The sequence below is a fragment of the Acetobacterium fimetarium genome (genome assembly GCF_014284475.1).
Taxonomy (GTDB): Bacteria; Bacillota; Clostridia; order Eubacteriales; family Eubacteriaceae; genus Acetobacterium; species Acetobacterium fimetarium.
In genome coordinates this window covers 77,782-98,165 of the sequence record NZ_WJBC01000011.1, presented here as the reverse complement: position 1 = coordinate 98,165, position 20,384 = coordinate 77,782, and the positions used below count along the sequence as shown (strand labels likewise).

General features: G+C 44.3%; 25 protein-coding genes and 2 tRNA genes. 4 read left to right on the top strand and 23 right to left on the bottom strand.

Annotated elements, in window-relative coordinates:
• Positions 1–25: 25 nt before the first annotated feature.
• The 16 genes from GH808_RS09100 to GH808_RS09025 all read right to left on the bottom strand — a co-directional run bounded on the left by GH808_RS09100 (position 26) and on the right by GH808_RS09025 (position 10,240).
• Positions 26–1,378 carry a phage portal protein gene (locus GH808_RS09100; protein WP_186842467.1) on the bottom strand — a complete coding sequence of 451 codons (1,353 nt, stop codon included), beginning with the start codon at positions 1,376–1,378 and terminating at the stop codon, positions 26–28.
• Positions 1,379–1,390: 12 nt separating this feature from the next.
• Positions 1,391–2,638, bottom strand: coding sequence for a PBSX family phage terminase large subunit (locus GH808_RS09095; RefSeq protein WP_186842466.1), 1,248 nt, complete (start codon positions 2,636–2,638; stop codon positions 1,391–1,393).
• Positions 2,622–3,041 (bottom strand): terminase small subunit, encoded by a 420-nt coding sequence (locus GH808_RS09090; protein WP_186842465.1) that lies wholly within the window; start codon positions 3,039–3,041, stop codon positions 2,622–2,624. Before GH808_RS09090 ends, GH808_RS09095 begins: the two co-directional genes overlap by 17 nt.
• 27 nt (positions 3,042–3,068) lie before the next feature.
• The gene (locus GH808_RS09085) at positions 3,069–3,401 is read right to left on the bottom strand and encodes a phage head-tail connector protein (RefSeq protein WP_186842464.1); all 333 of its coding nucleotides are present in this window, start codon (positions 3,399–3,401) and stop codon (positions 3,069–3,071) included.
• Between the two features lie 60 nt (positions 3,402–3,461).
• The gene (locus GH808_RS09080; RefSeq protein ID WP_186842463.1) at positions 3,462–4,301 is read right to left on the bottom strand and encodes a major capsid protein; all 840 of its coding nucleotides are present in this window, start codon (positions 4,299–4,301) and stop codon (positions 3,462–3,464) included.
• Positions 4,302–4,321: 20 nt separating this feature from the next.
• Positions 4,322–4,729 (bottom strand): capsid assembly scaffolding protein Gp46 family protein, encoded by a 408-nt coding sequence (locus tag GH808_RS09075; RefSeq protein ID WP_186842462.1) that lies wholly within the window; start codon positions 4,727–4,729, stop codon positions 4,322–4,324.
• A 459-nt stretch (positions 4,730–5,188) separates the two neighbouring features.
• Complete coding sequence (locus GH808_RS09070; RefSeq protein ID WP_186842461.1) at positions 5,189–5,404, bottom strand: hypothetical protein; 216 nt, start codon at positions 5,402–5,404, stop codon at positions 5,189–5,191.
• A 1-nt stretch (position 5,405) separates the two neighbouring features.
• Positions 5,406–5,591 (bottom strand): hypothetical protein, encoded by a 186-nt coding sequence (locus GH808_RS09065; protein WP_186842460.1) that lies wholly within the window; start codon positions 5,589–5,591, stop codon positions 5,406–5,408.
• A complete protein-coding gene (locus GH808_RS09060; RefSeq protein WP_186842459.1) occupies positions 5,591–5,773 on the bottom strand; it encodes a hypothetical protein in 183 nt (60 codons plus the stop codon). Before GH808_RS09060 ends, GH808_RS09065 begins: the two co-directional genes overlap by 1 nt.
• Positions 5,774–5,952: 179 nt before the next feature.
• Entirely contained in the window at positions 5,953–6,177 is a 225-nt protein-coding gene (locus tag GH808_RS09055; protein WP_186842458.1) for a hypothetical protein, read from the bottom strand.
• Entirely contained in the window at positions 6,174–6,356 is a 183-nt protein-coding gene (locus GH808_RS09050) for a hypothetical protein (protein ID WP_186842457.1), read from the bottom strand. Before GH808_RS09050 ends, GH808_RS09055 begins: the two co-directional genes overlap by 4 nt.
• A gap of 5 nt (positions 6,357–6,361) precedes the next feature.
• The gene (locus tag GH808_RS09045) at positions 6,362–6,718 is read right to left on the bottom strand and encodes a pathogenicity island protein (protein ID WP_186842456.1); all 357 of its coding nucleotides are present in this window, start codon (positions 6,716–6,718) and stop codon (positions 6,362–6,364) included.
• 290 nt (positions 6,719–7,008) lie between these two features.
• The gene (locus GH808_RS09040; protein WP_186842455.1) at positions 7,009–9,417 is read right to left on the bottom strand and encodes a virulence-associated E family protein; all 2,409 of its coding nucleotides are present in this window, start codon (positions 9,415–9,417) and stop codon (positions 7,009–7,011) included.
• A 35-nt stretch (positions 9,418–9,452) separates the two neighbouring features.
• Positions 9,453–9,656 (bottom strand): helix-turn-helix domain-containing protein, encoded by a 204-nt coding sequence (locus GH808_RS09035; protein WP_186842454.1) that lies wholly within the window; start codon positions 9,654–9,656, stop codon positions 9,453–9,455.
• 81 nt (positions 9,657–9,737) lie between these two features.
• Positions 9,738–10,034 (bottom strand): hypothetical protein, encoded by a 297-nt coding sequence (locus GH808_RS09030; protein WP_186842453.1) that lies wholly within the window; start codon positions 10,032–10,034, stop codon positions 9,738–9,740.
• A gap of 2 nt (positions 10,035–10,036) precedes the next feature.
• The gene (locus GH808_RS09025; protein ID WP_186842452.1) at positions 10,037–10,240 is read right to left on the bottom strand and encodes a helix-turn-helix transcriptional regulator; all 204 of its coding nucleotides are present in this window, start codon (positions 10,238–10,240) and stop codon (positions 10,037–10,039) included.
• A 140-nt stretch (positions 10,241–10,380) separates the two neighbouring features.
• On the opposite strand from GH808_RS09025, the gene GH808_RS09020 reads away from it, so the two are divergent.
• The 3 genes from GH808_RS09020 to GH808_RS09010 all read left to right on the top strand — a co-directional run bounded on the left by GH808_RS09020 (position 10,381) and on the right by GH808_RS09010 (position 12,729).
• A complete protein-coding gene (locus GH808_RS09020) occupies positions 10,381–11,001 on the top strand; it encodes a helix-turn-helix domain-containing protein (RefSeq protein WP_186842451.1) in 621 nt (206 codons plus the stop codon).
• Positions 11,002–11,100: 99 nt separating this feature from the next.
• Positions 11,101–11,349: a hypothetical protein gene (locus tag GH808_RS09015; RefSeq protein WP_186842484.1), complete on the top strand. Its 249-nt coding sequence runs from the start codon at positions 11,101–11,103 to the stop codon at positions 11,347–11,349.
• Positions 11,350–11,580: 231 nt separating this feature from the next.
• Entirely contained in the window at positions 11,581–12,729 is a 1,149-nt protein-coding gene (locus GH808_RS09010; RefSeq protein WP_186842450.1) for a tyrosine-type recombinase/integrase, read from the top strand.
• A 107-nt stretch (positions 12,730–12,836) separates the two neighbouring features.
• Here the strand turns inward: GH808_RS09010 and GH808_RS09005 are convergent.
• The 4 genes from GH808_RS09005 to GH808_RS08990 all read right to left on the bottom strand — a co-directional run bounded on the left by GH808_RS09005 (position 12,837) and on the right by GH808_RS08990 (position 15,549).
• Positions 12,837–12,928 (bottom strand) — tRNA-Ser (locus GH808_RS09005).
• Between the two features lie 44 nt (positions 12,929–12,972).
• Positions 12,973–13,061 (bottom strand) — tRNA-Ser (locus tag GH808_RS09000).
• Between the two features lie 84 nt (positions 13,062–13,145).
• On the bottom strand, positions 13,146–14,207 hold the full coding sequence (locus tag GH808_RS08995) for a branched-chain amino acid aminotransferase (RefSeq protein ID WP_186842449.1): 1,062 nt from the start codon (positions 14,205–14,207) through the stop codon (positions 13,146–13,148).
• Between the two features lie 262 nt (positions 14,208–14,469).
• Entirely contained in the window at positions 14,470–15,549 is a 1,080-nt protein-coding gene (locus GH808_RS08990) for a 3D domain-containing protein (protein WP_186842448.1), read from the bottom strand.
• 326 nt (positions 15,550–15,875) lie between these two features.
• On the opposite strand from GH808_RS08990, the gene mutY reads away from it, so the two are divergent.
• Positions 15,876–16,994 (top strand): A/G-specific adenine glycosylase, encoded by a 1,119-nt coding sequence (mutY, locus tag GH808_RS08985; RefSeq protein ID WP_186842447.1) that lies wholly within the window; start codon positions 15,876–15,878, stop codon positions 16,992–16,994.
• Here mutY and amrA read toward each other — a convergent pair.
• The 3 genes from amrA to GH808_RS08970 all read right to left on the bottom strand — a co-directional run bounded on the left by amrA (position 16,991) and on the right by GH808_RS08970 (position 20,101).
• On the bottom strand, positions 16,991–18,424 hold the full coding sequence (amrA, locus tag GH808_RS08980; RefSeq protein WP_186842446.1) for an AmmeMemoRadiSam system protein A: 1,434 nt from the start codon (positions 18,422–18,424) through the stop codon (positions 16,991–16,993). The two genes, mutY and amrA, sit on opposite strands and share 4 nt — an antisense overlap.
• Before the next feature lie 116 nt (positions 18,425–18,540).
• Positions 18,541–18,735, bottom strand: a complete 195-nt coding sequence (locus GH808_RS08975; protein ID WP_186842445.1) for a DUF6440 family protein — start codon at positions 18,733–18,735, stop codon at positions 18,541–18,543.
• 127 nt (positions 18,736–18,862) lie between these two features.
• Positions 18,863–20,101: a phenylacetate--CoA ligase family protein gene (locus tag GH808_RS08970; RefSeq protein ID WP_186842444.1), complete on the bottom strand. Its 1,239-nt coding sequence runs from the start codon at positions 20,099–20,101 to the stop codon at positions 18,863–18,865.
• Positions 20,102–20,384 lie beyond the last annotated feature (283 nt).

Genomic DNA, 20,384 nt, shown 5'->3' with positions numbered 1-20,384 from the left:
TCTCAATTTTTAGGACACCGTTAAACTATGCTTCTAGCGGAAAAGCACCATAAGAATCTAATTCTTTTCGCCGCTTATCCTCGATCTCTTTGATCTCTGCCTGAACATTTTCAACAAAGGGATGATTGGCCAGTATCGTCTTGTCAGATAAAATTCCATAAGAGCCTTTGCAGATTTCAGCGGCTTCAGTATCATTGGTGATGGCTGTTCTCGTCCAGGTTTGAATGATGGTCTTGCAATCAGCCCGTAAATATTGACAGATCGCCCGGATAAAGTCTCCAAAACCTAAACGAAATTCAGTCTCCAATAGACCGGCTTTCAGCTCCAGCAATGAATACATGAATTTAAGCGCAACACCGCTTGCGTTCCCGAAATCCTGTTGTTGCGGATCAACGCCCTGGCCCTTCTCAAAGATTGCCTTGCGGGTGATCTCTAAGAGTTTTTCCCGGGCTTCTACGGGGATATCAATAGAAAGCGTGGACAATCCCGACTTATCAGAATCACTGTAATTATTGGTTTTGATGGTTTTATACTTCTTCAGCTGATTCAGAAAAACCCCTAAGTCTTCATCTTCATAACCGGCCAGAACAAAGATAATCTCTTGAATATCTTCCAGATCATTGGCAAAACCACTGTATACACTATCATAGGTGTCAGAGTGGCCTTTGATGTTTACCAGGTCATTTTCCACAATGTTATTATTCATAAAGGGGATAAACGGCACCCGGCCAAAACTATGCTCAATGCTGTTGGTTTCGCCGTCAGGGAAGCTGGTAAACATGGGATAGACCGTCAACCCGGTTTCAATACTGGTTGAGGTTAGTTTGCGGAAGGATTGGCACCCTTCATTATTCCAGTATTCATAAATTTCATAAGTATCGCCGGTATCCTCATCAATCTGGGTATAGGTGCGAAACACCCCTAGCAGCTCTTTTTCGAGCTGTGTAGACCAGATGGGGATTACCTGTTTAGAATCAATCACCGCATACTTAAATTGACCGCCGGCATTGATCCAATAGTGGAGCCATGCAATCCCGGCATTACTGGCATTAATGCACAGATCCTTACACACTTTCGGGTAATTATCTCCCAGGGTTTCTGCTATCCGTTTATTGGTGCTATCGTCGCCCACATCGAATAATGGTGGTGCTGTGAATAAATAGCTGGCCTTTTGATTGACCAGGAGACCGTGGAAGTTGTTACAAATCCGGTTGTCTGCTGTTCTGAGCGGATTACCGACCTCATCAGTATTTGCTGCTCTGTTTAAAATATCGTTCTTATTGCGATAATAGCGCTCTGCTACCTGGGTATCAGTTATCAGGGCTGAGTGGGCGCTGATGTGCTTTTTTATCAATTTCCTTACTACTTCTAATTCCATCCTTTTACCTCCTTATTTTAAGACTGTGATACCGGATTGACGGCCGATATTTTCCGCTGCATATCTGAGCGCATCCAGTAAATGATTATAATCATCGACCGGCTTATTGATGATCTGGCCGTTTTTGTTGTCCCAGATATAATTATTAAATTCTACCAGGGTATTTTCACAATTGGGGTGGACAAATATCTGATAGTCCTGAAGCTTTTGAATCCCAAACATGATACTATCCGGGCCTTTTCTGGCTGCTTTGATCCGGCGCAAACCTAAGCGCCTTAGTTCTTCAATGCTTTTGGGTTCGGCCCCATCAGCAATGATCTTTTCTTTGGCGTAACCCCGGTAACTGATCTCATTGTAAATGTCCTTGTTGGTCAGGGCCTTTTTATAGATCTCATCATAAATGAAGATTGATTTTGTTTCCTTATCAACCAGCAGCGCAATAAAGGCTGTTGGGTCATTGGTATAGCCGAAATCAAGGCCAAAATAGGCGGTAACCGATGGTTTACGGCTGATCTCGTCTTTATCAAAAGCCATTTCCTGAAAGTTCTGATAGACCAGACCTTCAGCGATACCCCATTCACCTAGTCCCTCAATGGAATAACGCCGGGGGTTGCGCTGTTTCATGTCCTCAAATATTTGACGGTCATCATCGCCTAAGAACTCATTGCACTGGTAGCTTGTGGTCATAGCCAATATATCAGGCCCGGGATGATCAAAGAAGCGTTTCTTGATCCAATGCTTTTCCGACCAGGGGTTAAGGGTTAACGTGATCTGCTTAAAATAACCCGCTGGCAATTCGCCCCGGATTGATAGATCCACCTTATTAAATGCGTCTTCATCCATGACCTGAAAGGCTTCTTCAAACCAGCACCAACACAGATACCCTTTTTCCACAGTGATTGAGGTGATCCCCATCGGATCGTCAAGGCCCCGGAAAAGAATCTTTTGCCCGGTTGGGGTGTATGTCGCTTCCAAGGGGGACTTGCTGAAGTACCAGAGGTGGGAAACGTTAAGGTTATGGGTCGCCCATTTTAGTTGCGTCCAGGTTGAATCTTTGTGTGTATTAAAGACCCGGCGCACAATCAGCGTATTAGCAAGCGGATACTTCATCATGTTGTAAATGATCCATTGGGCGGCGGTTGTTGATTTCTTTGATCCTCGACCGCCCTTCACAACCCGATATCGGCCTTTAAAATTCCAAAAGGTCTTATACCCCTTGCCGATCTTTTCAGGCAGTTTAACGCTAGTCCTCGAGTTCATTTTCACCCTCAAATACAACCGTTCTATTGATGTCTGCTTCCACCTTATCAATTAATAGCCGGTGCCGTTTGGCCAATAATTCAGCACATTTATTTGCATCTCTAAGAGAGATCCGTTTTGTAATAATCTGCGGTGACCCATCAACTACCACCACAACTTCTTCATTGAGTTCAAAGCGAATAGCTTTAGTCAGATATTCCAGAACTTCCTGAGCGGTCGCGGTCTTTTCAGAAGTGATTGCTTCCATCTGTTTATCAATATATTCTTTTACGTCGGGCCTTTCCAGTATCTTACAAGCATCTGATTTTGAATATTGGACACTGTACCCCGCCGCTAGTGCTGATTGAATAACTTTACCGGTGATAATGTATTCATCTGCAAATCGTTTTTGTCTTATATTCATTTTCCATCATCCTTTCTTTTGGGTGTATTACCACACTATTTTTCGATACCTGGACAACTGCGCCCGGTAATTCTTCAGCAGTGACTGAGTGTAATCTGTGTTTTCTTTATAACTAACCGATGTGTCACCCTCGGTTATACTGGCAATCAAGCCGTTGTCTACGCTGGTGCTCCCTAGATTCTCATTGCGGTATAAATCCATGGCCATACGGTAAGCGGTATTCATTGCGCCGCCGGGGATGGTGTCCGCATGACAATAACCTGTGATTGCTTCGGTGACGTTGTCAATGCAGAACTGCAACACTGCGTCCTGATCGGCACCTGTGATCCCCAATAGCTGTTTTAATTTCTCAAGTTCCATTTAGGTCTCCTTTTAAAAATAGCCGCATAAACCCGTTAATAGGTTCATGCGGCTTAATCATTAAACTATTGCCTGATAATATAGAGCTTTTGCTTTGTTTTCCAGGACAAACGCATCATAACAGATACGGCCTTCAACCAGTGAACCACTGATCCCTGGTGGGTTATCGTGAGTCTTATAGTCTTCCAGTTTTGTAGGGGCTACTGTTGCAATAGGGTGACCTAACAGGAACCCAAATTTCGCTGGTAATCGTCCGGCGGGTACCTTAAATACTCTGGCACCATCGATCATGCCGATAACACCCTTAATCCGTTCATCGTTACTAATTTCGGTATCCATGATAATATCCGGTGATTTCTTCATCAATACATAAGTGGATGGATTGAAAAGCAGATAGCGTTCGGTCTCTGGTATTTCAGCGTCATCCAGGGCAACACCAGCTGCGATAATCTGATCATAGATGTTAGCGGCAGTCAGTGCCAGGGCTGCCGGTTTGGTTCCTGCACCTAAACACATTTTACCGTACACATGGGCGTCAATTTCCGGGACGATAATTTCTCGGGTTTGCCGTGCTAGTGCGGTTGCTGCCTGTAATGTCTGGGCCGTTTCGTCCTGATCCAGCTTGTCAATGGCAAAGGTGAATGATCTGTCTTTACTTAAGATAAATTCTTCGGTGGTGGCTCCCAGGCTGGCAACTTCACCGTAACGGGAACCCGTTGCGCCTGTTCCTGTGCCCAATCGGTCATAGTCTGTCATTGGTGACGTTGTAATTTTATAGATCTTGATGGAATGAGCGCCTGTCCAATCAAAATCCTGATTGGTTAATAGTGATTTTTTACTCTCTGTTTTTAGAACTTCATCCACGAAGGGTGAGAATTTCGTTACTAAATTTATAGCCATATTTTATACTTCCTTTAATTTTATTTTTTAAGTCCCATCGCTTCCCTGATCTGTTGGTCAGGATCCGGGGCACCGCCGGCCGCTGGGTCATATTTTGGTTTGGTGCCGGTTTTGAAAATACTTTCAATGAGGTTGACGCTTTTATTGAGGGTGTCTTCATCCTCGTACTTTAAAGCATCCAATATATCAAGGGACAAACCTTTACTGGATAGCAGCTCTTTGGCCTTCAGGTTAAGCTCTTTTTGCTTGAATTCCTTTTCCATGGCTTCAAACTGTTTCTGGGTTTTGTCCTTTTCTTTTGCTAATCGGTCTCTGATAATGGTATTCACTTCTTCCTGTGAAAAAGTTTTTCCGTCTGGTGTTTCGACGGTTCCCGGATCATCACCGGTAAGGGTTGAATCAATCACGTCATTAATAACGTTATCCATAATACGAACCTCCTTTTAACGTCCGGGGTGGACTATTTTTAACAAAATAAAAAAAGGCACAGGAACAATTGGTAATCAAATTAATGATCCCATCGTTTCCCATGCCTTATCTAAAGCTTCCAATTAAAAATTGGGGTACTCATCGTTATTTTGTTGCAAAAATTATATCATACATAACGGGCATATGTCAATTAAAACCTTTTATTCCCGGTACCTGATCGGTTTTTTCGGTATAATATAAACATGCTTGTATGGGGGCTTATTGTCCACAATCTTCACTTTATTTTCATCTGCGAACGGTTTTAACAATCTGAGTACCCGGCGTAACTCATCGTCGTTGGTAGTGCTGATATGGATCTTAGTCATAAGATCTCGGGTCCGATCGCCGGAGCTGCTGGTTCGATTTCAACCGTATAACCTAAATCCTGAAAATCAATCACCTTTGCCATGGCCATCACCTCAATCAAACGAATAACGCGGCTTTTTTACCTGTTCTATCACTTCAATACTGGCAATCTGATCTTTATTCATATATAACCGGCGCCCGCTGTACTTGACCAGAAGAAAACCTCTGATGGTTTCATCCTCCAGCGGGATGTCAATGTCAATTTCAAGGTCTGGCTGCTGCATTAACTGTCCATTTTTTAATTCGATGTATTTTACTGGTTTTAACATTTTACTTAACCTCCGTAACTATTAATTTAATCTGATCCACCCTATGAAAACTTACTTCATCAAAGTATTTAATTACAACATACCCCGACAACATCGGATAGTCCAATAAGAGTTTGACTCTCCCTATTTTGTCAGAATCCGTTTCAAATTCACTTCCATCTTGAAAATATATTTTTTTAATATTCATTACTGCACCTCCACCATGTTACAAAGCTGAGCAAAATTGCACAGTGCTTCCTGTAGCATCAGTTCCGCATAATATAACTGCTCATTCCCATCGGTCTGATCCGTACAATCATAATGTGCTTCTGAGACACATTTTTCAGCGGCAACGATGGCCGATTCAATACTTTTCATTAATTCTTCCATTTTTTCTTTCTCCTTTTAATTTATCCTTGTATTCCACTGGGAAATACTGGGATTGATTTTTTAGTAATTGGCGTGTATAATTTATATATCCCGGTATTATGTTGAGTATAATCAGGCGGCTACGGTGGGTAGACCTTCACCGCCTAGGGGTGGACTCCTTAATTTTTAGGAGTCCTTTTTCATTGGCAAAAACTGTCAAGTGGTGTGACCATCCCAGGGTAAAGCTCCGGGTGTTCGCGCATCCGTTTTAGCATTTCAGTGTATTCCTCCGGGTGCTTTTCCTGTTGGGCTTTTGCCTGTGCGTGCCATGTTTCATCACTCATCATGGGAACATCGAGTAACGGAACCAGATCCCCATCAGGGCCTTTAACCTGGTCGATAACCGGATATTTAAGATCTGTCATTGATTAATACCTTCTTTCTGTGAAACACTCTCAAAACAATGCGTGGTGCTCATACAACTTGTAATAAGCACGTCCAGCGCTTTACTGACTGCCTTTTCCGGGGTAGCCGCTTCCAGCTCTACCTGAAAATTAAAACCGGTGGCTACTGTTGGTTTGAATCGGACTTGATAGGTATTCATTGTTGTTACTCCTTTTCTGGCTTACAAGCACTGAATGCGATCGGTAACCAATGAGGTTTTGCATATGCCCTGGTTGTTTTTGCGATTGGTAGTGTTAGACCTTCACCGTCAATAAAATAAATAACCGGATGTACCCATATCTGTTCAATTAAATTTTCGGCCAATAGTTCACCGATAACATTCAACGCTTCTACATTCCAGCCGGACCAGGTAATTAAATTAGATTCCCTGGATTTTGCACCCGCAGCGTAATTACCTCTGTAATCAAAACCTAGCTGCTCGAATAACTCCTCAAGCTCAACATAGCTGGTTTGTTTATGCGTTCTGATAAATTCCAAAACTGCTTTTTTAACGTCGTTCATTTTATCTCCTTTAAGTTTTTTATTTCTAAACACAACAGATATTGCTGATTTTCGCAGTGTCTACTTTGTCGTCTGCCTGCTCTATATATACATTAATCAGGGGGATTAGGCAGATTAGGGCGGTACGCTTAGTACCTAATTCCCCCTATTCCCTCTATATTTACCTTTTATATACATAATAGTTTACATAGTATACGGTATAGTAAATGGCTTTTTAATGCAGGTTTTAGCGTCAACATTGAAAGTTACGGTTTGGTTGACAATGTTTACTAACCATTTCCCCGGTTGGTTTACGGTTTACAGACTACGAACCCTTTCTGTATACCGTATAGTTTGCCGAACCGTTGCGTGGATTTATGTTTTTTCAACCCTTTGATTCCACTCAAAATATTGTTAATTTCTTTCGAATCCTGACGTTTCATCTGTTTTGGGTCGCCGCCAAGGCATTCACACCAGATTTCAGCCGCACACACTCTGTCACGCTCAACCAACTCACACCCGCTTTGCATCTGCTCACTGGCCCAGAACATCCGCCTTTCTGATAGACTGCGTTTGTCCCAGTTTGGTGGTACCTTCTTTTTCAGAAATTCAATGATCATTCCTTCTTTGGGGTTGCTCTCCTTATGGTCTTCTTGTATCTCTTTCGCCATCGCTTCCACATCACCTGTCAGGTATAACCGCTCTCCCAGTTGCCAGGCCACATAAGCCTCAGCCCATATTTGATCAACCTCACCGTCAAGATCCGTGAACACATTCTTCGTTGAATCGGTTATCCCCAGATCCACCGGCCAGAATCTTCTATTTCCTGTTGTATCTCTCAAGTATTCGGTATCGTTGGTGGTTCCGAAGAACACACAGCGCCGTGGGTAAATACCTGTTCGGCGCCCGTAGGGCTCCCGGTAAATGTCCTCAGTACGGCTTAAGAACAGCTTGACGGCGTTGATTTCGGATCTATTCATACTTGCCAGCTCTCCCAGCTCATTAATCCAGATCCCCTGTATCATTTCTGAAGCTTCTTTACCTTCAAAGGTCTGTAAGCTGTCAGAATACCATTTACGGCCTAAAAGTCTAAAAAAGGTGCTCTTACCAATCCCCTGAAGGCCGCCCAGAACAAGCATACAATCAAATTTTGTACCGGGGAACATCGTTCTGGCAACAGCAGCAGCAAGACTTTTTCGCATAACCGCCCGGGTATAGATATTGTCTTCGGCCCCGAAATAGTCAATAAGAAGCGTGTCCAGTCGTTTAATACCATCCCAGGTCAACCCGGTCAGATAGTCTTTCACGTCGTTAAATTTATGCCGCCGTGAGCAAATTGTCATAGCTGCTTTCATATCCCTGTCAGACACCTTGATCTTATGGGTTTTTTCTAAATAGTGATATATTGCAGAATCATCCGGGTCACTCCATGCCCGGCGTTCTGGCCGTTCATCCCAGGGCAATGCGCCCATCGCCAAAACACGGTTTGCGAACTCATCAAAAGCCAGTTTGCCCTTGAGTCGTGGATCATTTTCCAGAATAATCAGTACGTTATCAACTGTTTTAGTCGGTAAGCCAGTTGTCGAGACCTTTTCAAGTTGACGCATCCAGTCGAGATCCCCGGCGGCTACATCAATGTTAACGCCGGCAAAATCTTCTACTACCTGTTCATACCGTTCCCGGTCTATCAGCCCGGTTACGGCTTGATCCGCTACCGCAAATTCACACATGGCTTTGTAGCTGGGAAGCTTATTAACCGGTGTACCTGGTGCTGCTTCATTGTCCTGGTCGCCAAACTTATGCAACCGCACCAGGTCAAATGCGTTAACCAGCTTTCCGCTGCAGGGGTCCGTCGCATGATGTGAGAAAAGGAAATCCCCACCCTCATAGATGATCGCTCCACCTGTAGTAGAACCTTCGGCAAAGGTGTATCTATCCGGTAAATCGGTTTGAGTGTACTTATCAGGTAAAAACGCTGCTATCGCTGTTTCCACGTTATACACTTTGCAAAAAGCACCCACAACACCTTTTTTATTCCGGGGATTTTCTTGTTTCTTTGCCCTTTTTTCGTGATTTTGTAATTCACCTGGAACCGTGGGCCATTGCGAAACGTCCTTCCAATCAGTGTAAAGACTTAATAAACCGTCTTTACTGAGAAATGGGCTGTCACTATAATGGAATATATACTGACTGTCTGAGCAGCATGATGGCCAGTACATCAAACGTGATGCCTCAAAGGTCGTTGGGTCACAAAACTCAATGCCTAAAATACTTGCCAGCTTTCTGGCAATTGGTTCATACTCATCGGCAGAACACGGCTGATCTAGCGGCATAACAATCCGTAATCGGGGTTTGACAGGTTCATGCTTCCTGGTCGAATACACGGCATAAGCAAAGTTTTGTGATCCAAGACATTGCAAAATGCTTGTCGTACCCTCTGAAGGGATATTGTCCATATCCAGCGTGATCAATGACCGATCCACGACATTTTCATTCTTACGCCGATTTTGGGATAATTGACCACCAACAAAGCCCCCGACATCTTTCAGATCATCCTGAGCGCCCTTGTTATAACCAAGGTACTGTTGCAGAGTTTCCGCACTTCTAACCGGGTTTCTGATTTTCTCCACAAATTCAGACCAGTAGAGTTCCTGGGTGATCCATGTTGTTGCTTTTCGGCTGCCTGCGGTGGATATTTTTAGCTTCTTATCATTGATCATGCGGCCCCCCTGGTCTTATGCCATTATGCACTTTCTCATTGCTGTAATTGATTTTCATTTGTCCCCCTCGTTGCTTCCGCCGCCAGCCATTCCCTAAATTCTATTTTTGGTATCACGATTTTTCGACCAAAACGAATGGCGGGAAAATCGGCCCTATGACAGAGCTCATATGCTTTCGGCTGACTAATTCCAATTAAATCTGACACTTCTTTGACAGAATAGGTTAGTTTCTCACTCATTTCTTCACATCCTCCATTCTAAATTTTTGATACACTTCGATAACAAGCCCGGGCCTTTCCCCGGAATACCAGTGGCCATCGTTATACTGTTTTTCTTAACCAGCACTCGACACAACTCATAACGTCACAGACTTCAACGGGGTTATAATCCTCGTATTTGAATGCACAAGGACAAGCCGTATATGCTTTAATGGTCAGATCAATTTCAATTTCCGGGTGTTCCTGAAGAAGTTTTTCCAGAAATGTCATTGGTTGCTGATCTCTAAGATCTGAAAGAAAGTTCAATAGATCCTGTTCCGCTGGACCGGTAACGCTGCTACTCTGGACAATATCAGATAATAGCTCCAGCATTTCCTGTTTGGTTAAATCGTATTTCATGATTAGGCCTCCTTTTCAATAATGTCCACGACTGGGACGTTTAGAGCTTTTGCGATTTTCCCGATCGTTGCGGGTTTGGGATTTCGCTTTTCGTTTCTTATTGCAAATAATGTTTGCTTGCTAACACCTGATAGAGTGCTTAGCGTTTTTATGTCAATACAAGCATTCGCCATTGCAACATCAAACGATTTTGTATTCAATCTCATGTACCACACCTCCTGTATAGGTACCACTAATTTGTGGTTATCTGTATAGTAACATGTGCAATAGTAAAAATCAAGGTTTTTGTACTACTTTTTTGTAGCTTTTTTTATTTATCCTGTTATAATGTAGTTGAGGTGATTTGATGGAATTTAAAGACCAATTGAAAAAGTATAGAAATGAAAAGGGTTTAACCCAGCTAGGACTTGCTGATACAACTGGTATAAGCTTAGGGTCTATCAGGCAATACGAAAGGGGCGAACGGACACCAAAAGTTGACACATTAAAAAAAATAGTCGACGCTTTTGGCGATCCACTTTCAAAGTTAGTGAGCAATGATTCCCCGTTTTGGTGGGAACGTGATCTAGAAAAATTGGAAAATGCTGATAAATCATTTTTAAATATTTTAGATAAGTTAGGCATAGATGATAGAGTTTATTTATTGTCACGATTAACAACAGCATTGGACTACTGCCTTAGATCATATAGCGATGAGCAGAAAAGCAAAAATATTAGAAATATAGCAGATTTTATCGGTGATTTTGGTGATTTAATTATGGATAGTTTTGGAATGCGATTTTCAAGTGAAGAAAATCCGCGCGATTATTATAAGTTCTTAGATCGTTATCATAAGCTCAATATTGCTCTAGGACAGCAAAAAGAAGAATTAATAAAAGATGTGCTATCTGTCGCTGAAGACGGGTCTGATGGTTGGGAAAAAGGTAATTCTAAATTGCGCCATCTTATTTATGATGAAATTTATTGAAAACCAGTTCGGCAGACGAAACCTGCCCCCGTACGGCTGTTTTTATTGGCGGGGTCTTATAGTGTGACTACCTGTGGAGATCTCAAGGAGTGTGTGTCGATGAAAGTTAAATATATTGGCGAGACTGACCCGGTGGCGCTGATCAAAGATAAAATCTATGAGGTGCTATCTGAAGAACACGACCGTTACCGGATTGTTGATGATGAAGACGAAGATTACCTGTACCCTAAAGATGCTTTTGAAATAATAGGCCTGGACATCATCGTCGATACCCCGGACTACACTAAAACTAAAGAAGAAGAACAGGAGCGGTTTAGAAAACTGCATGGGATTAAGGATAAAAAATAGAACCCGGCAAATTTGCGGAGATCTCGCTCCGCAAATTTGCGGAGATCTCACAGCTCAAATCTGAGCTGTGACCAGGACTCGGATATTTTACTGACTCCTGAAATTCCAGGAACGAAAAAAAAAGCCCCTGATCGGCTAAATCAGAGACTTTTCATAGGATGTGAGTTATTACAAAAACTATATGTATTGTACCACATCTGTTATTTATAAACAAGAAATGAGGTATAAACAATGGCAAATAAAAAGAATACGCGTAACGCCCATGGGTCCGGGACCATCAGACAGCGACCTGATGGACGATGGGAAGCCCGGTGCACTGTTGGCACTGATCCAAGCACTGGCAAGGCAATTAGAAAATCTGTTTATGGTAGCGGTCAGCAGGAAGTCAGGAAGAAGATGAACGCCATCACGGCAGCCATTGATAATGGTGACTATAAAGAACCGTCCAAATTGACGATATCAGAATGGTTGGACATCTGGATAGAGGAATATTCATTAAGCCTGAAACCCCTCACCGTGAAGTCATATAAAACCCAAATCGAAACCCATATCAAGCCAACACTGGGCCGAGTTAAGCTGTCAGCATTGGCGCCGCACCACATCCAGAAATTTTACAATAAACTGAATGCGGATTATTCCCCCAAGACGATCAAAAATATTCACGGTGTACTGCACAAGGGATTACAACAGGCGGTCATTCTGGGTTATATCCGAGTTAATCCCGCTGAAGGCTGTAAGCTTCCAAAGGTTGTAAAGACCCAGATAATGCCGATGGATAAAACCATTATCCCTGCATTTTTAGAAGCCATTAAGGGCCATCAGTTTGAAAATATCTTTATTGTGGATCTGTTCACCGGTTTACGGCAATCGGAAATTATCGGCCTGACCTGGGATTGTATCGACTTTGACGCTGGTACCATTTACATTTACCGACAATATCAGCGATTAATAGGTTCTTATCAATGGGCTACCCTAAAAAATGGCAAAACCCGCCTTATTAAGCCTGCAAAATTGGTGATGGATACTTTGAAGGCCGAAAAGATCAAACAGACCGAAAACAGGCTAAGAGCCGGATCTGCCTGGCAAAACCCGGAAAACTTTGTCTTTACCAATGAATTAGGGGAATATGTGAAGCACCCCACATTATTGAAGCATTATAAAAAGGTAGTGACTGGGATCGGATACCCTGAATTGCGGTTTCATGACCTAAGGCATTCCTTCGCTGTGGTATCATTGCAAGCCGGGGATGATATTAAGACTGTCCAGGAGAATCTGGGTCATCACTCTGCATCCTTCACCATGGACACTTATGCCCACGTGACCGATGCCATGAGGAAGGAAAGTTCAGAAAGAATGGACACCCTGATCCAGAGCCTTTAGGGGTCAAAAAAACCTGTAAGGGGTCAAATTAGGGGTCAAGCTCATTTGATGGCATAAAAAAAACGCCGTTAGATGGCGTTCTTATCAGTTTTCTTATTAAATTTAGATGGCGGAGAAGGAGGGATTTGAACCCTCGCACCGCGTTAACGGCCTATACCCTTAGCAGGGGCACCTCTTATAGCCACTTGAGTACTTCTCCAAAGGTAATAATTGACGTTTTAACTATTCAATTCAAGCATTTGATGGCCGAGAGGGTGGGATTCGAACCCACGTGGGCTTGCACCCTAACGGTTTTCAAGACCGCCCCGTTATGACCACTTCGGTACCTCTCGTAATTCAAAATGCAAGATTAATATTACCAGTGAATCTGAAGAATGTCAAGTGTTTTCAAAAACTTTTTTAATATTATTTCTGTTTTATAGTTTTACGATCCAGTTTAATGCATCTTCGACATGACCGGTTTGCATACCGTATAATGTATCATAGATTTTTTGCGCATATTGGCCTATTTCACCGTTGTTAAACGTCATTTCGATATCCTGCCAGCCCAATGCACCAATTGGCGAAATAACGGCGGCTGTGCCGGTAGCAAAAGCTTCTTTAATTCGGCCCTGCTGATAGGCTTCATATAATTCGTCGATGGTGATGCGTCGTTCATCGACTGTTTTGCCCCAGTGCTTCAGCAATTCAATCACGCTCTTACGGGTAATGCCGGGTAAAATGGTACCGGACAGCGATGGTGTGACAAAAACATCATCGATCAAAAAGAACACATTACTGGTTCCGACTTCTTCGATGAATTTTCTTTCGACCCCGTCCAGCCACAGAATCTGTTCAAATCCTTTGGTGCTGACTTTCTGCTGAGCCGCTAATCCGCCGGCATAATTGCCACCGCATTTGGCTTCGCCGGTACCGCCACGTACCGTTCTGGCATATTGGTTTTCGACATAAATACGTTCCGGCGCCATTCCGTTTTTATAATAGGAGCCCACCGGAGACATGATGATTAAAAACTTATATGTTTTGGAAACGCGAACGCCAATAAACGGATCGGTCGCAAAAACAAAAGGACGGATATAGAGTGACGTTCCTGGCGATTCTGGAATCCAGCCTTCGTCAAGCTTAACGAGGGTTCTTAATGCCTCCAACACGAAGGCCTCATCAATCTGAGGAATACACATCCGTTCATTCGAGCGGTTCATTCTTTTGAAGTTTTCCTGCGGTCTGAATAATTGCGTCTCACCGTTAGGCGTTTTATAGGCTTTCATTCCTTCAAAGACTTCCTGGGCATAATGCAGCACCATGGCCGATGGCATCAGTTCAATCGGGCCATATGGCATAATGGTCGCATCGTGCCAGCCGATTCCTTCGGTATAATCCATCACAAACATATGATCAGTGAAGTGCACACCAAACCCCAGAGCGTCTAGCTCCGGTTTTTCTTTCAGAGTTGTTGTTTTTAGAATTTTAATTTCCATTTTTTACCTCCAATATTCGCAAGCGGAAAACCCACTGTTATAAGTCATAATCATAGTATAGCAACTTTTGTATACAAAGTACAAGTGGAAAATCAAGGAATCATGTTCTTTCTGAATACATGATTCCGGGTAACGTTGATCCCTTTTATGGTTCAATCGTTTTCGTTTCTATGACCCTGCGAATGTCTGTAAAGGGTTCATTTTGCGGCTGCCATCGCACGAAAAAAAAAGCGATGGGTTCGCCCATCGCTTTTCATTTCGCTTAATCTAAAAAATATACTTCAAGATTTTGTCTTCCCCAGGCATCGCAGTCTTCCTGGCTGTTCATGTAAATGTCAATCACTCCATATCCCACTGCGCCGCCGCGATCTTCAACGGTATAAACACCGCCCAGTGCCGGAATATAGACCTGCGTGCCAAAGGGTATACCATCCCAGGTGGCAATGGTTCGCCCGGCCTGTGGTGTCAAACCTGAAGCAGTGTTATTTCCGGTTGCGGTATAAGCCGTCGCACTGACCGTCATGGCGCCTTTAATGCCGGCATCCTGATCCACTTTCGCACTGCTGCTTGAGCTTGTCGGACTGGATTCCACTGTAACATCACCCGTCACTGATTTAACCTGGACATCATCCGGCATCACCACCGTTGTGGATGGTCCCACTTCAATAATTTCTTCAACGATGGGAGTAATCTCGACACTCTCGAGGACTTCACGACTGACTTCAGCATCATTTTCAAAGCGGATCCGCTCTTTAACATTGGCTTTTCCGTTCTGTCCAACCTGAACCACTACGCGCGTTCCGGCTTCCAGTTTGTCATTTTCAGTGATGCTTGCGGTCATCGGTATACTTTTTATCCCCGCGGTTTCAACAACGGTCACCCGTGTCACCTTGACAACACCAAGTTTATCCGTTACAGGAGTCGCGACTCCCGGTTCAACCCGATCATCCTCGTCGATTTTGATCCCGTTTTCCTTAAGTAGTTCACCGACATTTCCTGCCCCTGAACAAAAGGAAACCGTTTTTTCGTCGGCAATGATCGTTCCCGAAACCTTTTCCTCAATTTTAACATCAATGATATCCTTAAAGAGGGTTGTTAACGGACTGCTATATTTATATTCATCACTTGCAGGAAGATCATTTGCTTTCAGAACTTCCTCCAGGGATTCTAGCAGTTTTCCTTGGGCAGTATACTCTTGACCTTTGAAGCTGACCTGGACTTCTTTTTCAACGGTAAAAGCACTGGAAACTCCCGCAACGACAAGAAGAATTAATGCGATAATTCCAATTCTGACGCCGGGATATTTCTTGAAAAAATTCCCTGTTTCTTTCTTAGTATTCATAAATAATACCTTTCATTTGCTAACGTTATTTAAACATAAAGTTACAAAGTTGTTACAGAAAGTCTATCATCCTGACTGGTTCATGTCAAGTTTTTTGTGCCCGGGAGCGTCCCGAATGGTGACTCCATCCCAATTTCAAACATCGATATCGCCCATTCTGATGCCATAATGGGGGAAAAGTGCAAATTTTTGTCCACTTGTCTTTTTGTCCCAAATTGACATACTTTCCTTAAATAAGCTAGTTTTTAGAAAAATACATTATACTATATATAGTGCCGGCTATGTGGCACCCCATCAATCACAAATTTTTTTCGAACGGAGACCTTATGCTCAATACAGATAACAATCGTCATTTGATTAATATACTGCAACTTGATTTACTTAATTGGTTTAAAACCGCTAAACGAAATCTGCCCTTTCGTCAAACAAAGGATCCCTACTCCATTTGGATTTCGGAAATCATGGCTCAGCAAACACAAATTGATACGCTTATTCCCTATTACAATCGCTTCATCGATCGTTTCCCCGATGTCATTTCTCTTGCCGCAGCATCTGAAGATGACGTCATCAAAGCCTGGGAAGGCCTGGGGTATTATTCCCGGGCGCGAAATCTGCATCAGGCGGCCAAAATGATTGTCGCTGACAGCAACGGAATTTTTCCGAACCGCTTTGATCAGCTGATCAAACTCCCCGGGATTGGCCCCTACACCGGCGGCGCCATTGCCAGCATTGCCTTCAATGAAAAAGTCAGTGCCGTGGATGGCAATGTCCTGCGCGTCATCAGCCGCTACTGCAATAGTTTTGACGATATCGGGGCCGCCAAAACCAAAAAAAGCATGACTCAGTGGATTGAAAGCATCTTGCCGGCAGCTGCCGGCGATTTCAACGAAGCCCTGATGGAACTGGGGGCGCTTGTCTGCACGCCGCAAAGCCCCAAATGTCTGCTCTGCCCGATCCGTTGCGGCTGTCAGAGTTTTTCCTCGGGCACAACCGACCAGATCCCGGTAAAAAAGAAAAAGCAGAAGCAGATCACCAAAAAAATGGAAGTGGGGATCGTCAAACAAAACGGCGGGCTGTTTTTTATCAGACGGCCTGAATCCGGTCTTTTGTCGGGAATGTGGTCTTTTCCGATTGCCGAAACCGCTGCCGGCAACGGAAATGATATCAAGAAAAAGCTCGGCGACTATTTCCCGGCGCTTTCCGATCCGGTTTTTATCGGCGAAAGCCGCCATGTTTTCTCTCATATTATCTGGGAGATGACGGTCTACGGATTTAATTTGGCTGGGATGGTTGGTGAAACGGCCGATATCCCCTACGCTCAGACAGCTGCTGATGTATCCGAAGATCAAACCGGTCGCACCCAATTCAAACCCCTGTCCGCTGTCGACGATCTGGCGCTGCCGATCGCCTTCTCTAAACTGCTGACTCTGATAAAAGACTTTTAATGATGCCGTTTTACCTGGAAACGATGCAGGATGACATCCGTTTCGCTTTCCATGATGCCGGCCTTCTTTTTGGCAATGGCGATCTGCTCCTGGGGGGTATCGACGCCTTCAAGATCCGGCAGCAGCAGCCCTCGGTGCAGGCCTTTCTCGACGATGACGCCGTATTTTTTGGCATCCAGTGCTGCGATGCTGTCCACCGGTTCCGGTTCTCCCAAAACATCGACACTGATTTCCAGATCCTTGAGTTCGGATTCCTCCACCGGTAGAAACCGGGGATCATAACCGGCGGCCTCGATGGCATTGCGGATAATTTCCTGGGCAATATTTTCGGTGACCGGTCCCGTCGTTCCGATGCACCCGCGGAGTTCACCGTGTTCATGGAGCGACACGAAAACACCGGCCTGCTGATCTTCAAGTTCCTCCAGTACCGAAGGGGCCAGTTCAACCTGACCCTTGTAATTATCAAAATTAAGTTTTCTTCCTCTTTGAACCCAAGTATTGATGGTGGCCCGGGCCAGCGCGACAAAGGCACTTTCATTGGCGCGCCGTTCCTGATAGGAAACCATTCTGTCGGCTTCAAAACGTTCGCGCAGGCTGGGTATCTTTTTCTCTTTCAGATCAATATAGGCTGACATATACCCGACCCCAAACGGTCCTTCATAGGAATACACCTGGGATTCAGTATCGTAGCCGTCAATGGCGCCCAATCCCATGATGATGGGACGCAGTCCACATTGTCCCGCCGGCTGATAAACCTGGGTCGGGATGGTTAGAATAGAATAATAATTCTTTGTCTTGATACCTGTGATAATGTTTTCGTCGAAAAGCGGACCCATGGGATTGAAGGCATAGGGGCCTTCGTCCTTCAGGCAATGGGAAAGATCAGCGGATACCAGGATCATCGCTTCTTTTCCACGGGCTTCAATGGCTTCACGAATCACCGTTCCCATTTGATACAGTTCAATAAGGCTTAATTCTCCGATGGTAATGTGAACGATCTTGTAATTTTTATAGTATTTTTCGATAAAATAAAGCGGGACCAGAACGCCGTGATCGATCTCGAGATTGATCCGGTATTCGGCGGCAACTTTCTGGTTTAGAAAGATGGTATGACACTGGTGTTTGGCAAAACTGATATTCAGCTCATCCAGAAGCCCCATATCGCAGTCTTTCTCAAATGAATAGCGGTCATTGCCAAACTGCTTGAAATCACCTTTCAGATGCTGTTCGTAAATCACTGCCACCCCATCCCGAAAGACGTTTCCGTGCGGGGTGATGCAGACAATGACTTCCGGTTTTACTTCGGCAACTTTCAGCGACAGGTCGCGCAGTCCGCGCAGGGTTTTTTCTGCTTCCTGTTCTCTGCCTCCTCCAATTTCTGGTATCAAGACCGGAGGATGGCACGCAATTCCTATACCTTTTAAATGCATAAATTCACTTCCTTATTCGTATTTTTATCTATATACACCTTATTCTTTAAATTAAACGATTTGCGGCACTTAAAAAGCCCTGAAAAAGAAAACCTTCTTCAGGGCTTTGTTCTATTTTATTTTTCAGGAGCAACCACGGGTTCCCCATCCTCATCGATCAGCACCGTCAGTCCACCGCCAAATTGGTCAAAGTGGTATAAATAATTAATTCCGGTTTCGGTATCTTCGATGATCTTACACCCGGATGTTTCTCCTGTGGCTTCATGCACCACAATTTTAAATCGATTTTTCTTTTGCTTTTTGTCTTTCATTTTTTTCCTTTTCTCCTCTTTAAATCAAGTAGGCTTTTCCTATTATATACAATTCATCTAAAAAAATCAATTTTTCAATGCAAAATAATAAGAGCGCTCCTTAATTGCTTCCAAAGGACAACGATTCTCAGGCAAAACGATTGTCGATAATGCGAACGCTTTTTTTCTCGGATCGCGGCAGCGATCCCAGGAGACTGGCAATCGGAATGATGCTTAACCCCACCCGCGATTTGAACTGGCGCTGCACTTGCATTTCGGTACTCTGGGTATCAAACCCGTCGCGGATTTCGAATTTCAGACAAACACAGTCCTTGCCGTCCTGATGGTCAACGGTCGCCAGGTATTCGCTGCTGACGCCCTCCACGGTCTTTAAGATCTCATCGATCTGGCCCGGATAGATATTGACGCCTTTTACCTTGACCATGTCATCGGTTCTTCCGACAATCCGGTCATGACGCGGATAAGGCGAACCGCAGGGGCAGGGACCGGGAATAAACCGGGTGATGTCATGGGTGCGGTACCGCAGCAGCGGTGCGCCTTCCTTTTTCAGCGTGGAAATTACGAGTTCGCCATAGCTTCCGGTCGGCACCGGTTGAAGGGTTTCCGGATCAATGATTTCAAAATAAAGATAATCTGACCAGTAATGCATGCCATGATGTTCGCTGCAGTCAATCGAAATTCCCGGCCCGTAGATTTCCGTCAGTCCATAGATATCAAAAATCTCGATTCCCAGTTCTTCCGCGATGCGGTGACGCATTTTTTCACCCCAACGCTCCGAACCGATAATCCCCTTCCGTAAATGCAGGGTGTCTCCCAGATTCTGTCTGGCTACCTCTTCGGCCAGCAGCAGGGCATAAGAAGAAGTTGAAGCCAATACGGTGGATTTCAAATCCTTCATCATCTGCAATTGTTTCTGGGTATTGCCCGGACCCATTGGAATGGCCATGGCGCCCATCTTCTCGGCGCCGGCCTGAAATCCAATCCCGGCTGTCCAGAGGCCGTATCCCGGGGTAATTTGAATGCGGTCTTCATTGGTCATCCCCGCATAGCTATAGCAGCGGCTGAACATGATTGCCCAGTCGTCCACGTCTTTGGCCGTATACGGAATGATCACCGGGGTGCCGGTTGTTCCGGATGATGAATGAATCCGGACAACTTCCGGATCCGGTACGGCCTGAAGGCCCAATGGATAAGCATTTCTCAAATCGCCCTTATCGGTAAACGGAATTTTTTCAAAATCCGCCATCGATTTGATATCCTCAGCCGCAATCCCGGTTTCTTTTAATCGCGCCTGATAAAAAGGGCTCTTCGCCTCCAGTCGTTTGATTAAATTCTGCAGTTCTTTCAGTGTTTCTTTTTTTTCCATTGGCCTTTGCCTCTTTCTCTATCAAACTAAAAAAGACTCATCCTCTTATTGTATCCATACAATAAAAAGGATGAGTCATATTAACCCACGGTACCACCTTTATTCGCAATCTGCGCGCTCAAGTCTTTCCAAATGCCATTACATTCGTCATCATATAACGTTGATGAACCGTTGTGAAATACTCGGGCCAAGCCCTTTCCTCACACCCTCTGGTGCCCATTATACCAATCCGCTTTCTGCCAGGCTTCCACCGTCCCCGGCTCTCTTTGAGCGCGCTAATGAT

Coding starts and splice junctions, on each gene's coding strand:
- GH808_RS09100 (WP_186842467.1), bottom strand. CDS start 1,378: ATGGAATTAGAAGTAGTAAGGAAATTGATAAAAAAGCACATCAGCGCC.
- GH808_RS09095 (WP_186842466.1), bottom strand. CDS start 2,638: ATGAACTCGAGGACTAGCGTTAAACTGCCTGAAAAGATCGGCAAGGGG.
- GH808_RS09090 (WP_186842465.1), bottom strand. CDS start 3,041: ATGAATATAAGACAAAAACGATTTGCAGATGAATACATTATCACCGGT.
- GH808_RS09085 (WP_186842464.1), bottom strand. CDS start 3,401: ATGGAACTTGAGAAATTAAAACAGCTATTGGGGATCACAGGTGCCGAT.
- GH808_RS09080 (WP_186842463.1), bottom strand. CDS start 4,301: ATGGCTATAAATTTAGTAACGAAATTCTCACCCTTCGTGGATGAAGTT.
- GH808_RS09075 (WP_186842462.1), bottom strand. CDS start 4,729: ATGGATAACGTTATTAATGACGTGATTGATTCAACCCTTACCGGTGAT.
- GH808_RS09070 (WP_186842461.1), bottom strand. CDS start 5,404: ATGTTAAAACCAGTAAAATACATCGAATTAAAAAATGGACAGTTAATG.
- GH808_RS09065 (WP_186842460.1), bottom strand. CDS start 5,591: ATGAATATTAAAAAAATATATTTTCAAGATGGAAGTGAATTTGAAACG.
- GH808_RS09060 (WP_186842459.1), bottom strand. CDS start 5,773: ATGGAAGAATTAATGAAAAGTATTGAATCGGCCATCGTTGCCGCTGAA.
- GH808_RS09055 (WP_186842458.1), bottom strand. CDS start 6,177: ATGACAGATCTTAAATATCCGGTTATCGACCAGGTTAAAGGCCCTGAT.
- GH808_RS09050 (WP_186842457.1), bottom strand. CDS start 6,356: ATGAATACCTATCAAGTCCGATTCAAACCAACAGTAGCCACCGGTTTT.
- GH808_RS09045 (WP_186842456.1), bottom strand. CDS start 6,718: ATGAACGACGTTAAAAAAGCAGTTTTGGAATTTATCAGAACGCATAAA.
- GH808_RS09040 (WP_186842455.1), bottom strand. CDS start 9,417: ATGATCAATGATAAGAAGCTAAAAATATCCACCGCAGGCAGCCGAAAA.
- GH808_RS09035 (WP_186842454.1), bottom strand. CDS start 9,656: ATGAGTGAGAAACTAACCTATTCTGTCAAAGAAGTGTCAGATTTAATT.
- GH808_RS09030 (WP_186842453.1), bottom strand. CDS start 10,034: ATGAAATACGATTTAACCAAACAGGAAATGCTGGAGCTATTATCTGAT.
- GH808_RS09025 (WP_186842452.1), bottom strand. CDS start 10,240: ATGAGATTGAATACAAAATCGTTTGATGTTGCAATGGCGAATGCTTGT.
- GH808_RS09020 (WP_186842451.1), top strand. CDS start 10,381: ATGGAATTTAAAGACCAATTGAAAAAGTATAGAAATGAAAAGGGTTTA.
- GH808_RS09015 (WP_186842484.1), top strand. CDS start 11,101: ATGAAAGTTAAATATATTGGCGAGACTGACCCGGTGGCGCTGATCAAA.
- GH808_RS09010 (WP_186842450.1), top strand. CDS start 11,581: ATGGCAAATAAAAAGAATACGCGTAACGCCCATGGGTCCGGGACCATC.
- GH808_RS08995 (WP_186842449.1), bottom strand. CDS start 14,207: ATGGAAATTAAAATTCTAAAAACAACAACTCTGAAAGAAAAACCGGAG.
- GH808_RS08990 (WP_186842448.1), bottom strand. CDS start 15,549: ATGAATACTAAGAAAGAAACAGGGAATTTTTTCAAGAAATATCCCGGC.
- mutY (WP_186842447.1), top strand. CDS start 15,876: ATGCTCAATACAGATAACAATCGTCATTTGATTAATATACTGCAACTT.
- amrA (WP_186842446.1), bottom strand. CDS start 18,424: ATGCATTTAAAAGGTATAGGAATTGCGTGCCATCCTCCGGTCTTGATA.
- GH808_RS08975 (WP_186842445.1), bottom strand. CDS start 18,735: ATGAAAGACAAAAAGCAAAAGAAAAATCGATTTAAAATTGTGGTGCAT.
- GH808_RS08970 (WP_186842444.1), bottom strand. CDS start 20,101: ATGGAAAAAAAAGAAACACTGAAAGAACTGCAGAATTTAATCAAACGA.